Here is a 15221-nt window from a genome sequence, read left to right on the forward strand (position 1 = left end):
GCGCATGCCACTGTCCATCAGGGAACAAGTTGCTCACGTGCAGCTGATCCTGGCTGCTGACTTTGCGGTTGGTGTTATGCATATCAGCCGGAAAAGTCATTAACAGGGGCTCAATGTTCTTATTGTAAAAACATGTGGCGGGTAAATCTTTTGTTGTGTTTATCGGAATAATTAAAGGCGGAAATCTATCGCTCAATGCATGCGATATATCTAATTTAGGTTCTGTTTGTGTTTTCTGAAAGCACTTTTAAAGTATTTTTTTATTTTAATTCAGTTATTTAAATGTTTGCTTTGTCACTTCCTCCCCTCTTTTACATATCTTTGCAATCGACTAAAGTAATTGCTTTAAATTATCCATAATTACTCTATAATTGCCCGCTTGATTTTTGTTCAGTATGAATTTTGTCCGACTAGGTGTGTTTGGATCAAACGGGGAAACGTTGTTGAAAGTTTTGTTCGGTATTAGCGCGGTGTTAAAGGCGCTGTTTGCGATTTTGGTGTTATTTGGGCTGAGTGCATGTGGCGGCTCTGGTGGCGAAGGTGGTTCTGATGGCGGTTCCACAAACTCAGGTGGCGGTACAGCCAAAGTGACCAATGTGGCTCCCTCAGTCAGTATTGAAGGTACAGCAAAAGCGGCACAGTTAGTGCCTATTACGTTGACCGCCAATGCATCTGACAGTGACGGCAGGATTGAAAGTTATCAGTGGAGCTATGACTCGGCCTTACCAGTTTCCTCTGATGACTTTAACAGCTCTTCTTTTACTCTGGTGAGTAAGGAGATTGAAGAAAGCATTACATTTGATGTCAAAGTGACAGTGACAGACAATCAGGGCAAGCAGGCCGTCGCTTCACAAGTTGTAGAAATCTTTGTGCCAGACATCACACCTTGGCATATCAGCATTGATGGGACGGATTCCAAGCAAGAACAGAGTACATTCCAGCTGTCACTCTCAAGCGACATTTTGATAGACAGTTCAGCTCAGATACTATGGTCACATGATTCGTCTTTGCCGCTGATCCTTAAGGACGGTGACTCAGGGATTTTGAGCGTAGAGATACCTGATATCTCCGAAAGCCAGGTTGTTAACTTTACTGCTCGGGTAACGCTGAGCGATGGTCGTGTGAATGAGCACACACATCAGGTGACAATTGAAGCTCGTGATAATCTTGCGCCTCAAGTCAGTATTACGGGTGAGCAGGAAGTTATTGAAGGGTTAACAAGTGTATTGGTTGCTACAGCTACCGATCCAGATGGCGAGCTGGTGTCATATGCCTGGTCTCATAACGCCGAGATTGACCTGACGATAACAGGGGAGAGCTCTCAGTCTTTGTCAGTATCATCTGGCAATATTTTGGTAGATCAGCGTGTTACGTTTACCGTGACAGCGACAGATAATCAGGGGTTGTCTTCCAGTACCAGCAAAGAGCTGACGTTTATTGCCTTACCTAATGCGGCACCTGTTGCCAGGATTGACGGTGAACAAAGTATAGAGGAACAGTCAGAGTTAACGTTAACTGCGGATGCCAGCGACAGCGATGGCCAGCTAGTGCGTTATCACTGGTCCTATACATCAGATACACCGCTGACTGTTTCTGGTCCAGATGCGTCTACGTTTGTCATTAAATCAGGGGATATCACGCAAGATCAGACGGCCATAATATCGTTGACTGTATACGATAATCAGGGCGCAAAAACGACGGTTGAGCACCCAGTTACCATTGTCGCTCGCGCAAATATCGTCCCAGAGGTTTCTGTAGAAGCTGTTCAGGGCGCGATCGAAAGGCAAGCATTTTCGGTTATGGCCTCTGCAATCGATTTAGATGGCGAAGTTGTGAGTCATACCTGGTCTCATGATTCTTCTTTGGACCTGGCCATTGATGGTCAAACAAGCAATACTCTGACGGTTGTCAGTCCGGACATTCATAGCGCTCAAGTTATTACCTTTACTTACACGGCTACAGATAACCAGGGCGCAAGCGCGAGTGCTTCCACGGTGGTAACCGTTGAAAATGTCAAAGTTGCATTTACTGTCGCTGGTAAAGTGACAGATTCACCGGTTGCGTTTGCGCAAGTGCACTTGGAAATCGGCAATGAGGCATTCGAGACTCAAGCTGATGAAAACGGTGATTACACGTTGAGCGTTGCAGTGGATGAAGCTCACAGCAGTGCGCTAGCAAAGTTATCTGCGCAGGGGGTGAATGAGCAAAGCCAGGTTGCGCTTGTTTCACAATTGAGCTCAGTGGCAGTCATTAAAGAAGCCGCTGGTGATGACGGTATAGTTACATCTGACGAGCTATTCGATGTCAATGTCACGAATGTGACTACTGCGGAGTACGCTTTGCTGAGCAGAGACACAGAAGGCTTTAGTGATGATAACGAGCTAGACCAGGCCAGATCGCGTATTTCTTCGCAGGAGCAATTGAGGCTGGCCGCGGTTATTAAAGCAGTCATAGACCACGATGTTGCACTGCCAGAGGCTGCTAATTCAACGCTCGAATTAGCCAATGATCCTGAGTTGGTCGATGAACTGGTCGCTAGTATATCGGATGCTCAGCCCACTCTGATTGATCAGTTGGAGCAGGAGATCACTGCTGATGAAACTTTGCTTGAATCAGTCACATTTACGCCTAATGGCAGCTATTATCTGATCGAAACACAGTACGTCGATGGTCTTGATTATAAACTGTCTTTTAATCAAGACGGCACGGGCGTTTTGTCGACAGCTCGTGACAATAAGGCGTTCATCTGGACGCAAGCTGGAGAGGAAATATCGGTCCAGCTTGCGAGTGAGACATTCTTTGCGACAAGTCAGTTTGAGCATTTCGTTGGATTCTCCAGCTCATCTTTTAAGTTAACCATGTACGACCACAGGCGAAAGTCGCTGGCTGTGATGGTGGAGTTTTACTTATCCGAATCAAAGTCATTAACTGGGCATCCATCTCGCGTTTATTCTACGGCTGCTCAGCTCTTTGGTACGGCTGATGTGGCTGGCATCACAGAGTCTGAGTTACTGGGAACCTGGGCTTTATCCTATACCCGATTTTTCGAGCAAGACTATGTTGAACTGACTTTTAAAAAAGATGGAATACTGGAGTTTGATATTGGTCAGGGACCTTGGATAGGCCGCTGGTTTCTCGAAAACGGTCAAGTCAGGGTCATCAGCTCTCTTTTGGATTTTAAGCTAAAGTTCATCAGACCATTTGTGTTTGGGTTTCAGACTCTGGTTGAGTCCGGGTCTTTTGGAGCGGAAAAATACCGACAAGGGACCTTTGTTAAGCGTCAATCAATCACGTTCGATGATATTGATTACCAGAAAACATGGCGAAAAGCGCATAGCAAAACATCCCACTCGGCGTTCACTGTGGATGAGCACAATAACTTTAATTTCAGATGGCATCGCGGTATCAAGGGGAGCAACGATGATGGCAAGCTTAAGCGTTATGTCTACCTGTCAAACGGAAGGCCCGTTGATTTTTGTAACACAGCGCTGGAAAACTGTGAAATCAGCGGCGTATACAGTTATGAGTTGCTGGCACAGGTGGGTAACACGATTGCGGTGGTTTTTGCCGATGAAAAACAAAATTTGTCCGACCAGCAAAGTGACATCCACTTTTTCAAACTGTCAGATAAAACTTGGCCATTAGGTCAATTTACGCAGTCATTTTTTAATACGAATAAACTCGAGCGCCTGTTTGGTGCGGGCACGCACTTATACTCTGCCACAGGAGACAAAGTATCTTACTTGCACAGTGATAATTACTGCCCTACCAGCCCATCACCAAGTCGCTTGTGCTTTGATTCGATAGTCTTAGAGGGGGAGCGTTATCAGGCACGTTTTGAAGGCGAGCGCCTGAGGTTAGAGCACATTGCATCAAACACCGTTTCTTATCTTGAAATAACCGGCGAGTCAGAACAGCGTATCTCAATGTGCTATTTTTCCGAAGGTTCGTCTTGTGCCCAGGGAGAGCAATTCGAGTTTGATTTTGCTAAGCCAGAGCTGGACGTCACAATTTCTCAAGCTGGCCGTGGTCAACTGACACTCTCTCAGCAACAGTTCTTTTATGGAGATAGCTTTTTCATTGAAATTGATGAGGTTGAAGGCTCAGTGCTCGGCACTATCAGTGGGTGTGACGGATATATAGTTGATGCTGTCACGTATAGACAATACCGGGTCGATAGCCTGACCTCATCGTGTGTGATTGAAGCCCAGTTTAATGATCAAACTGCACATATACAGAATACGCTCCTGGTTGATGCTACCCCTGCTGGGATTACCGATAGCTGGTACTACACAATTGACCCCGAAGGGCACGGCACATTCTTTGGTTTGGATGGCAACACCAGCTTTACCGTGCAAAAACGCAATGGTTATGTCTATGACTTTGTTTTCGAAGATGTTATTCGCACACGGATAGACGGTTACAATTTTTACGCATCAAAATTTGCACTGTGGTTTAACAAAAGTTCAAATACGATGTCTGGGTGCTGGAACGGTAGTCGCGAAAGTGTTTACATTGAGCCAGGTTCGGACGGACATGAAAGCATCTGCACCGAGGTAGAGCTTGCAGCTTCTCAGGTACCAACTGAAATCTCAGTGGGTGAATTGACTGGTGACTGGTATCTGAATTTTGATAAGTCTTTGGGCTTCTATCAGCTAACTTTATATGAAGATGGCTCGGGCAGACTAATGACACTGTCAGAAGACGAAGGGGCGGCGTTTAACCTGCAAGTTAACTGGCAGGTGACTGCAGAAAATAGACTTGAGCTAACTGACGAGACAGGCATGTTCGCTGCGTTCTCCGTATTAAGAAAAGAAGACAGCTTGTTTACGCTGATCGCCCATGAGACCGATCATAGTAATCATGCTTCCTGGCAGGCGTTTGGCAGCTGGGCAATGATCCGCACAGGTCATCAGACATTGGAGATAGAACAACTCAAAGGCGCGTGGAGCAACGTCGATGAGCAGGACATTGATGAGTTTTATTTATTTGCCGGTGGCGAATACCGCTCAGGCAGATTTAACGGTGCTGCATCAGCGACCATTGAAAATAATTTACTCACTGTGACCGCAGGCTTTAACTTACAGAGCCGGGAATACGATAATCTGTGTGAGACGACCTTGCCTGGATGCGAGATTTTCTCCGTTGCTCAATATGAAGTGATTGCACTGGATGGACAGCGTGCTTACATTCGCGTTCATTCAGGTTTTGGAGCAGCAGATATACTGAGTATTGTGGAGATAGATCCTGCGTTCCCGGTTGATAGAGAATTACCCACGTATCTCAATTCAACCAAGTTCTATGAAAAGTTGAATGGCACTTTGCGTACCTGGCAGTTTGAACAGCTTGAACAGGAAGGCTTCGCCAACCTCACCATTGATGAGCAATCTCCTATTCCCGTTTATTACGAGCAGGGAGAATTCAGGAAGTACCTGGATGAGGACGGCTTCAGATATAAGATTCAGGAAGTTAATGTTGATGCGTTGGTGTTATGCCCTGTCGTGGCCGGGCAATGTGATATGCAGAACCAGATAGAGCTATTATTTCAGGTGCCTTTTGTGGAAGTCACTCTGGATATTCCTGAGTCGCTAGAAGCGACGCACAATCTTGAATCCGGTCGTCTTAAATATGGCCAGCATCTCGAAATTTGGTTATCCCGGGATAATCAGCAGCGACAGTATGCGTCTACTTTTTCTGGATGTGGCATACGCCCGGAAATTATAAGCGGCGGCTTCGTTATTTTTCAGTCTGAACTTTTGATTGATTCGTGTTCGGTGAATATGGTTGCTTCGCCTTTGCCAGAGTCAGACGCAGACAGATTGGGTATATCAGATCCTGTTCTGAAGGAGTGTATTGACAAGACAAACAATGAATACCTGGAATATCACGATCATCTATCTTGCATGAACTACGGTACACAAACAGATTTAAAAGGCATTGAAAACCTGACTTCATTGACAAGTCTGTCGCTGAGGGGGATTGCGTTGACTGAAGAAGGCGGTGAAAAAATCGCTCAGTTGACCAACTTGACTGGGCTCCTGTTGGAGATGGGGCCAAGTTATAAAGGCCCTGATACTTTGAATTTAGACCTATCCAGGTTAACAAATATGAGGAGTCTAAGGCTAACTAATCTACCTCAGGGACGCCTTACTCTGCCCGAAACATCGAAGCTTTACTCATTGGATATCGTTAGCGCAAGCATCACAGAAGTGGCACTATCGGGTCTACCTGGCCTCGAAGAGTTGGCCATCAACGGATCAGACATAGTGACTCTGGATCTGTCAAACAACAAAAGGCTAAAAAGACTGACGGCAGGCGGTTCTGCACTTCAGTCAATTTCAGGTGTGACACCTGAGCATCAGCTTGAAAGTATGATGTTACAAAAGACGTCAATTGAAACGTTGGACCTGACAGGATATGAGCAACTTATCAGGCTCAATTTATTTGGCTCGCAACTAAAAGAGATTGATGTTTCAGGTGCGACACGGCTAGAAAGCTTTGATGCAAGTCAATCTCAATTACATAACATGCTGTTTGCAAAAAGTGCTAATGTGAGCGATGTGTCTCTGCAAAATACTCCCTTAACTGAACTGCGCATTGATATGATGCCTAAGTTAAGGAGCCTGAATATCAGAAACAATAATTTATTATTTTTAGATTTTTCGATGCTGACAAGCAATATCAGTGTTTATGCTGATACGGGTACAGTGAAAAGCGTTCTATTGCCAGATAGTTCAGACATCGGTTATACAAGTTTCTCCTTTGAGAATAACAAAATCGAGCGCTTAACTGTGCCTGCAAGTCTCAAGAATAGTCACCTGAGTTTTGATAATAATCAGCTCAGCCAGCTCAATGTTTTGGGTAGCCCATATTCATTGAGTGCGCAAAACAACTTGTTGGAATCGATTTCGATTTTAGCTGATTCAGAGATTTGGGAGTTGAATTTAGCCAATAACAAGCTGACTTCTGCCCTGTTGTATGGCAAATTTGAGAATGTTGACTTATCTGGTAATCAGTTAACCGCGTTTGAGTTATTTCACAATACAATCAATCGTAGTTTAAACCTATCCAGCAATTTACTCACTGACTTTTCTGTGGAAGATGAAGTTAGTTCGAGTATCAATTTATCCCACAATGCCTTGGTGCACCTGGACCTGCCAAAGTACGATGGTTTCTTTGCTAGCCTGGATGTCTCGCATAACCCATTGAAGCATATTAGCTTCAATGGGGGAGAGTTATCTAGATTGTACTTATCAGACACTGAGTTAACAGAGTTAGACGTCTCATCGTTTGATAGTTTGTTCCGTGTATCTGTCAGAAGAACCAATATAGCGTCTATTAATATCCCGAATATGGTTCAAGAATTTTGGGCTGACGAGGTGCCTGCGACGAGCATCACAATATCTGCCAACAGTCGAATACGGAGGATCAGTTTTTCTTACAACGTGCTTCACAGTATTGGCGGGTTAGACAACTTGACCCAAGAATTAAGTATAACTGCCCGTGACACAGTGATTAATGAGGCACTGCTCACTGAGGTTGAAGATAATCAATATGCTTTTTTCATAGGTCCTTAGCAAGTTTGCGAGTATCAAAGCGAACGCTTTGTCACGCAAGATAAAGCACCTCAAAAAATAAATAATCCAATAGGAGAGTTTCAATGAAATCAGTATTATTGTCTGCGCTATGTTTACTACTTGTTGCAGGTTGTTCGTCTACGCACACTCAGCAAGGCGTTGATTTGACTAAAGAAGGTAGCTTTATCACCATTTCTACAGACAGCGAAAAGAACAATCGAATTTTAACCGGTCTGGATAAAAGAATCGTCATCACGTCACTTAATGACAAGAGTTTATTCAGAGTGGGATGGGACAGTCACTACCCAGATGTAGTTCATGTTAAAGATGGTGTACAGACTATTGAGGTTCGGTTTAATTATAAAAATAGCTATGCAAATGGATGTGTATGGGTAGACGCCAAATTTGGTGAAAACTATATTATCAAACAAGCAATGGATGGCTACTCCATCATATTTTGGGTGGAAAACACCCAAACGGGTGAAAAAGTGGGGGGGATCTGTGGCTCAGAGCCCACATCGAAGAACAGTTAATGCTCTATAAAACGAATGAAAAAGGAATGTTTTCTTTATGGAACTACTGCACTATTTAAACGAGCGCTTTATTACCAAAAGTGTGTTGCTCGCACAAACTAAGGCCACGCCACAAGTATTGCAAGCGCTTCAGGAAAAAGGGTTAATGCCGCATTGCTCTTACCGCATTGCACTGAACATACAGTGTGACTCATTTTTTGGTGAGCACAATGAAGACCAGGCGCTTGAATATTATGCAAAAGGTTATACTGCTTGGTTTGGGTGTATATCGGCACTGAGTGATGAAAGCGATGCTTATGCGCTGTTTTCACTGCGCTATAAAAATGCACTAGAACAGTTAAAAGACGCAGGTCATGTACTACACAGTCCGCAATTAAATGACGATCTTGATGCGCATATAGAGCAGGAGTGGCAACATTTCCTCAGTGGAACTTATGGATTATGCACTCATTCTGGTTTGCCAGAGGATATTGCCGCCAAGGAGTTAGCAATCCTCGAAATTAATCAGCTCATTGGACAAGAAACACTTCAGCCGACTCAATTAAAACAGCTGGAGAGCGCCGTTAACCTGCTGGACTCAGTCAGTGCTTTATTTGCACCTCATGAAAGGCAAAGAAGCTCACGCCACCGTTTAGTGGATGAAGTGCGTCGTAAATATAACTTGCCAGCACAATAGTGGGATACTGAGAAACGCTCTATCACGAGTCCAAATTAAATCACTTCGGACTTGCAAATGGATACTTATGAGGGAGAGCTCAAGGATTATATGGCAACACTAAAGATACGGTTTTATCAACGTATTGCGCCATATAATAGGGGGAACGGTGTGATCATGCCGCTGTTCATCAGTAAAAAAGCCACCTGCAAGGCAGGTGGCTGCTAAGACTTAGTCTTCTTTATTGTCGGTTCGGTACTTCTCAAACCAGGCCAGGATATTGCCTACTTTGCGTGCCAGGTTGGAAGGCTTGGCTGCGATACCATGATAAGCGCCCTGAATACGTACAAAGGCACTGTCTACGCCTTGCAGTCTCAGTGCACCGTAATACTGTTCACTTTCAGCCATTGGCGTACGGACGTCGAGTTCACCGGTTAGCACCATAGTGGGTGTTTTCACATTGCCAACCAAAGAAAGCGGCGAGCGGTTCCAGTATTGCTCATAGTCATTCCACGGCAGATCGCTAAACCAGTAACGCGTCATAAAGGTATAAATGTCAGACGCACCGATCATGCTGGTCCAGTTGATAACAGGCTTTGCTACGACCGATGCTTTAAAACGGTCTGTTTTGCCGATGATCCAGGCTGTTAACGTCCCGCCGCCTGAGCCGCCGGTGACAAACAGGTTTTCCTCATCAACATACCCTTTGGCAATGACGCCATCGACCATATCCATCAGGTCGTTGTAATCTTCTGACGGGTAGTTTTTATCAATTTGGTTGGCAAAATCAGCGCCCATAGATGTTGAGCCTCTTGGGTTACCGTAGACAACGACGTAGCCAGCAGCGGCGAATAACTGGACTTCGGTTGAAAACTCAGGACCGTATGCCGTGTGTGGGCCACCATGAATTTCCAGGATAAGGGGGTATTTTTTCTTGGGATCGAAGTTTGGAGGGGTGACTATCCAGGCCTGCAGGCGTCTGCCATCGACGCTGCTTTTCACTTCCATCAGCTCAGGTTTATTAAGTGTTTTATGGTCAAATACATCGCTATTCAGGTCGGTCAGCTGAGTGACTTTCCCACGTTTGGAGACTACCGCTAAGTCGGCAGGGCGTACGCCAGTGGATTGAGTGAACACCACTTGTCCGTTGTCGGTTACATCATACTGGCCTGACGTATAAGGGCGACCCAGGCTCATGCCACCCAGCGCATCAGTTTGCGTTTTCAGCTTGCCAGACAAAGAAACATATGCGACGTGTTTCTTGCCTTCGTTGTCGTAACTGAAATATAAGCCTTTGCTGTTGTCGGCCCACTTTACGTTGCCGACACTGCGATCAAGATTCGGTGTCAGGCGTTTAATGTCTGAGCCATCCGGGTTCATCACATACAGCTCAGCAATCTGGTTTGATTTACCATTGTCTTCGAAGCCAGTAAATGCCAGCTTTTTGCCATTGGGGCTCATCTTTGGGCTGCCCTCAGGGCCTGACATAGCAGTCAGTTCGGTAACTTTTGAAGTTAAGACATCAATGGCCAATAAATCACTGTTGAAAACGTCAAACTGGGCATCGTCGTGGGTGTTGGCAGAGACAATGATCTGCTTACTGTCTTTTGTCCAGGCAAGAGCACCAGCGAAGTCATGTGCCCCTGAGCTGATCTGTCTTGGTGAACCGCCGATTGCAGGGACCACATAGACGTGCATATTACCCGGGCGTTTCATTCCGGCGCCATCACGCTGGAATAAAGTTTGGTCGATATACTGAGCATTATCTGCCCACTTAGCATCCTTGGGTTTAAAGTCGAGGCTAAACAGTGGCTTGGATTTACCGGGGGTAAACATGGAAAAAGCCAGCTGTTTTCCATCTGGCGAGAAACTTAACCCACTGGGTGTCATGTTGACATCGGTCACCCGCGCAGTCAGGCCAGTGGCCAGATCGCGCATATAAATCTGTACTTTGCCTTCTTTGCTCGAAAGATAGGCCATTTTAGTGCCGTCGGGAGAAAAGACCGGGCTGAAATGGTTTTTAGAATCTGACAGCAAAGGCAAGTGTGTTTTTCCATCCAGGGATACCGTCCAGAGGTTTCTTTTCAGGCTGTCCGTCATGATATCCATGCTGCGGCGTTCATAAACAACTTGCTTGCCGTCAGGCATAACCACTGGGTTGGCAGCATATTCGATATTGAACAGATCTTGATAGGTGAGCGTGTTGTTGTTTTGTTCAGGCGTGGCAGCAAGTGCTGAACCGGACAGTGCCAGCGCAATACAAGACGTTAAAATAGAAAGCTTTTTCATTGTTTTAGTACTCTACTCGTTGTTGTCGTTGACCGTCCATACGCCTGTGTTAGAAATATAAACCGTCGCTCGATATATCCCCTATTTATGATATGTTGTAACACTTTTTGGAATAGATACGCGGTAAGTGGCAGAATTATCCGACAATTAACTGATAAGCCAGATAATTTATGGATAAAAATTTGCTATATCGCATAGTCGCGAGGTATCTTTCTGGCAGTTTGATTTTCTAATTTATTCAGAACTCACTCCTTTCGTGATGTCTCCATCATGTTGAATACCATGGGTTCACCAACACATAGCTTAAAATCATGAACAAGTCATACCAATATACCCTGGCCGGGGTGGCCGCTATTTTGCTGTGGAGTGCTGTCATGGGATTGGTTCGCGCTGTGACGGAAATGCTGGGTCCCATAGGTGGTGCAGCCTCGATTTATACGGTGGCATCCGTATTTTTGATTGCAGTGATGGGTGTGCCCAAACTCAGGCTGTATTCGCTACGTTACCTTCTTATCGGAGGTAGTTTATTTGTTGCCTATGAGATCTGTCTGGCGTTGGCGATGGCGATGGCGAACTCGCGACAGCAGGCTGTAGAAATGCTGGTAATCAATTACTTATGGCCTGCACTGACTGTGCTAATGGCGGTGCTCAGCAGCGGAAAACCATGTAGTAAGTGGGTTTACCCCGGTATTTTGCTGGCTTTCCTCGGCGTTGCCTGGAGTATCACTGGAGAGCAAGGGCTGACCTTGCACCAAATCACCACGAATGTGGCCACCAACCCTGTAACCTATGCAATGGCTTTAGTAGGTGCGTTTTTATGGGCACTTTACTGCATCTTAACCAAACGTATTGGTAACGGCCAAAACGCCATTACCCTATTTTTTATGATGACCGCAGTAAGCTTATGGCTCAAATTTGCGCTGAGTAATGAGCGCATGATGGTGTTTGACGCTGAATCAGCAGGCTTGCTGTTGTTGACCGGTATCGCATTAGGAAGTGGATATGCACTTTGGAACTACGCCATTATAGGTGGCAATATGGTATTGCTGGCTACTTTGTCGTATTTCACGCCAGTGCTATCAACGGCACTTTCCTCTCTGATCCTGGGATTGGTGTTATCTCAGAGTTTTGTGCAGGGTGTGTTTATGGTCACGACGGGATCTCTATTGTGCTGGTGGGTCACTCGTAAGCAATTTAATCACTAATATGGCATGCGGAGCCTGTGACGAGCCAACGGGCATCAGCATAGTTTACTTGGAAACAGAAACGAATATGGGTCATCTCACAGTTTATTTGGTTAATGCTTTTACAGAACAAGGTAAGGGTGGAAACCCAGCGGGTGTCGTATTGCAGGCCGACGGGCTGAGCGACGCTCAAAGATTGGCCATTGCGCAATCTGTGGGGTTTTCTGAAACCGCGTTTGTGTCATCAGACAGTGAAGCAGACTTTGCGTTGTCTTTTTTTACGCCAACGGATGAAGTGGATTTTTGTGGACATGCCACCTTAGCTGCGTTTTCTGTGATGTTTGAACAAGGGCTTATCACCCACGGGCATTACACGCAAAATACCAAAGCGGGCCGGCTTGGCGTAACAGTCGGCGCGAATGGGCGCATCGTGATGGCGCAAAACCTGCCCCAATATATTAAGCGCTTTGATTACGCAACGGTTGCCCCACTCATTGGTCTTGATGTGTCTATATTACGTGCAACTCAGTTGCCAGTTGAGGTTATTTCAACAGGATTACCGGATATCATTGTACCCGTAGCAGCAGGGCACCTGGATAAGATTAAAGTGGACCAGCAGGCGCTGAGCGACTTTTCCCGTGAACACGGCGTCATCGGTGTACATGCGTTTGAGCTGAGTGATGCAAGCGGAGTATTCACGGCGTGTTGTCGTAACTTTGCGCCTTTGTTTGGTATCCCGGAAGAGTCAGCCACAGGAAGCGCCAGTGGGGCATTGGCGTGCTATTTGAACCAATACGTCTACCCAGCAAAGTCCAACCGGTTTGTATTTGAACAAGGACGCGCAATGGGGTGTGCCTCGCGTATCACAGCTGAGCTTGAGTCTGATGAGCAGGGGGTCACACGCTTGCTTGTCGGCGGCATGGCTCAGATCACAGGCCAAAGGGGACTGTCTGTTTAAGTTGATAGGTCATTACTGTGCAGAGCAAAGCCGCTCATCGCTATCTCTTTTAACTTTCTGTTAATTTAGGTAGTCTAGCTGGGATTCAATTTTCGGAGGTATTTCGCGATGTTGCGAATTCTAGTAAGTGCTGGCCTGGGACTGGCAGTGACGACCGGTGTGGCCGCCAAAGAGGTGATGACGCCGGAAAAACTTTGGCAGGTAAAACGTGTCAGTGCATTGGGACTAAATAAAGACAAAACCCACGTCATTTACAAAGTGACTATGCCCAGTGTTGAGATGAACAATTTTGACAGCAAAGTCTATCAGGTGCCGCTCAAAGGCGGAACGCCTCAGCTTCTTGACGCATACCAGGGATTGCTGGCAAATAGTAAAGTCTCTCCCGATGGCAGCAAAAAACTGTTCCACGAAAAGGTTGAAGTGGAAGCCGTGCTGGCATCTGACAGACACAAGGCGCTGACTCAAGCAAATGCCTATGTATATGATGATCTTAACTACCGTCACTGGGACACCTGGAAAGATGGCAGCTATAAGCATGTGTTTTATCAGGATCTGAAAACAGAAGAAAAAGTCGACATTATGCTGGGGCAACCTTTTGATAGCCCGACTTCTCCATTTGGTGGCGGCAGTGATTATATCTGGGGACCTAAAGGCGAGAACATCTATTATGTGAGTAAGAAGCTCACTGGTGCAGAATATGTTGCCAGCACCAATACCGATATCTATCGTTATAACCTGGCCAGTAAGCAGACAACTAACCTGACACAAAGCAACCCTGGTTATGACAAGTACCCTGCATTTTCGTCAAAAGGGCATCTTGCCTGGTTACAAATGACCACACCAGGTTACGAAGCTGATAAGAACGACATCATCATCAGAGTTAAAAATCACAACATCAACCTGACCGCACATTGGGATGGCACGGTAAATAGCTTTAAGTGGAGCGAAGACGGTAAACACATTTATTTTGTGGCACCGACGGACGGCACGATCCAGTTATTCCAGGTTTCTGTTACCACTAATCCAAAAGCCAGACCTGTCATTAAGCAGCTCACCGAGGGTCAGTTCGATGTGAATGGCATTGTGGCAGCATTGGATAAGCAACTGGTGGTAACGCGTAACAGCATGAACAAAGCGAAGGAAATTTACCGCTTTGATCTAAAAAGCAAAAAGTTAAGTGCACTGACCAAGGTCAATGATGCATTTTATGCCGATATGGACTTGCCTACCGTTAAAAAGCAAATGGTAAAGACCAAAGATGGCCAGGATATGCTGACCTGGGTCATCTATCCGCCAAACTTTGATGAAACGAAGAAGTACCCGACTTTATTGTATCTACAAGGTGGACCTCAGTCGGCACTCTCACAGTTTTACTCTTTCCGCTGGAACTTCCAGGTTATGGCGTCACAAGGTTATATCGTGGTTGCACCAAACCGTCGTGGTATGCCGGGACATGGGGTTAAGTGGAACGAAGACATCACTCAGGACTGGGGTGGCAAGGTAATGCAGGATTACCTCGACGCCATTGATGAGGTGTCTAAAGCGTCCTATGTTGATAAGACCCGTATTGCAGCAGTCGGTGCAAGTTTTGGCGGTTATTCCGCTTTTTATCTGGCTGGTAATCACGATGGTCGATTCAAATCCTTTATCGCACATTGTGGTATTTTCGATTTGCGCAGCATGTATGGTAGCACAGAGGAAATCTTCTTCGTTGACCATGAGTTTGGTGGTGCATACTGGGAGAAAAACGCCGCTACCGACAAAACTTATGGGGCATTTAACCCAGTCAGCTATGTGGATAAATGGGATGCGCCTATGTTTGTTATCCACGGTGGTAAAGATTACCGCGTACCGCTGGAGCAGGGGATCCAGGCATTCCAGGCAGCAAAACTGCGTGGCCTGAAAAGCCGCTTCCTGTACTTCCCTGAAGAGAACCACTGGGTACTCACTCCGCAAAATGGCATAGTCTGGCAGCGTGAGTTCTTTAAGTGGCTGGATGATACACTTTAATTAAATGAGTCTGGA

Annotated in this window: 7 protein-coding genes; 6 read left to right on the forward strand and 1 reads right to left on the reverse strand. The window is 45.8% G+C overall.

Annotation, left to right across the window (positions count from 1 at the left end):
* Positions 1–443 precede the first annotated feature (443 nt).
* The 3 genes from QNM19_RS04315 to QNM19_RS04325 all read left to right on the forward strand — a co-directional run bounded on the left by QNM19_RS04315 (position 444) and on the right by QNM19_RS04325 (position 8786).
* Positions 444–7577 (forward strand): PKD domain-containing protein, encoded by a 7134-nt coding sequence (locus QNM19_RS04315; protein WP_284026370.1) that lies wholly within the window; start codon positions 444–446, stop codon positions 7575–7577.
* 83 nt (positions 7578–7660) lie between these two features.
* The gene (locus tag QNM19_RS04320; RefSeq protein ID WP_049863978.1) at positions 7661–8110 is read left to right on the forward strand and encodes a hypothetical protein; all 450 of its coding nucleotides are present in this window, start codon (positions 7661–7663) and stop codon (positions 8108–8110) included.
* Positions 8111–8147: 37 nt separating this feature from the next.
* Positions 8148–8786, forward strand: a complete 639-nt coding sequence (locus QNM19_RS04325; RefSeq protein WP_049863977.1) for a DUF6058 family natural product biosynthesis protein — start codon at positions 8148–8150, stop codon at positions 8784–8786.
* Between the two features lie 210 nt (positions 8787–8996).
* Here QNM19_RS04325 and QNM19_RS04330 read toward each other — a convergent pair whose 3' ends face one another.
* On the reverse strand, positions 8997–11054 hold the full coding sequence (locus QNM19_RS04330) for a S9 family peptidase (RefSeq protein WP_049863976.1): 2058 nt from the start codon (positions 11052–11054) through the stop codon (positions 8997–8999).
* Positions 11055–11365: 311 nt separating this feature from the next.
* Between QNM19_RS04330 and yddG the strand changes: the two genes are divergently transcribed.
* From yddG to QNM19_RS04345, 3 genes are all read left to right on the forward strand, one after another.
* Entirely contained in the window at positions 11366–12259 is an 894-nt protein-coding gene (gene yddG, locus QNM19_RS04335; RefSeq protein WP_082225393.1) for an aromatic amino acid DMT transporter YddG, read from the forward strand.
* Between the two features lie 67 nt (positions 12260–12326).
* Positions 12327–13196: a PhzF family phenazine biosynthesis protein gene (locus QNM19_RS04340; protein ID WP_049863980.1), complete on the forward strand. Its 870-nt coding sequence runs from the start codon at positions 12327–12329 to the stop codon at positions 13194–13196.
* A gap of 108 nt (positions 13197–13304) precedes the next feature.
* The gene (locus QNM19_RS04345; protein WP_284026371.1) at positions 13305–15206 is read left to right on the forward strand and encodes a S9 family peptidase; all 1902 of its coding nucleotides are present in this window, start codon (positions 13305–13307) and stop codon (positions 15204–15206) included.
* Positions 15207–15221 lie beyond the last annotated feature (15 nt).

It is taken from the genome of Pseudoalteromonas ardens (assembly GCF_030125445.1).
GTDB lineage: Bacteria > Pseudomonadota > Gammaproteobacteria > Enterobacterales > Alteromonadaceae > Pseudoalteromonas > Pseudoalteromonas ardens.

Coding starts and splice junctions, on each gene's coding strand:
- QNM19_RS04320 (WP_049863978.1), top strand. CDS start 7,661: ATGAAATCAGTATTATTGTCTGCGCTATGTTTACTACTTGTTGCAGGT.
- QNM19_RS04340 (WP_049863980.1), top strand. CDS start 12,327: ATGGGTCATCTCACAGTTTATTTGGTTAATGCTTTTACAGAACAAGGT.
- yddG (WP_082225393.1), top strand. CDS start 11,366: ATGAACAAGTCATACCAATATACCCTGGCCGGGGTGGCCGCTATTTTG.
- QNM19_RS04330 (WP_049863976.1), bottom strand. CDS start 11,054: ATGAAAAAGCTTTCTATTTTAACGTCTTGTATTGCGCTGGCACTGTCC.
- QNM19_RS04325 (WP_049863977.1), top strand. CDS start 8,148: ATGGAACTACTGCACTATTTAAACGAGCGCTTTATTACCAAAAGTGTG.
- QNM19_RS04345 (WP_284026371.1), top strand. CDS start 13,305: ATGTTGCGAATTCTAGTAAGTGCTGGCCTGGGACTGGCAGTGACGACC.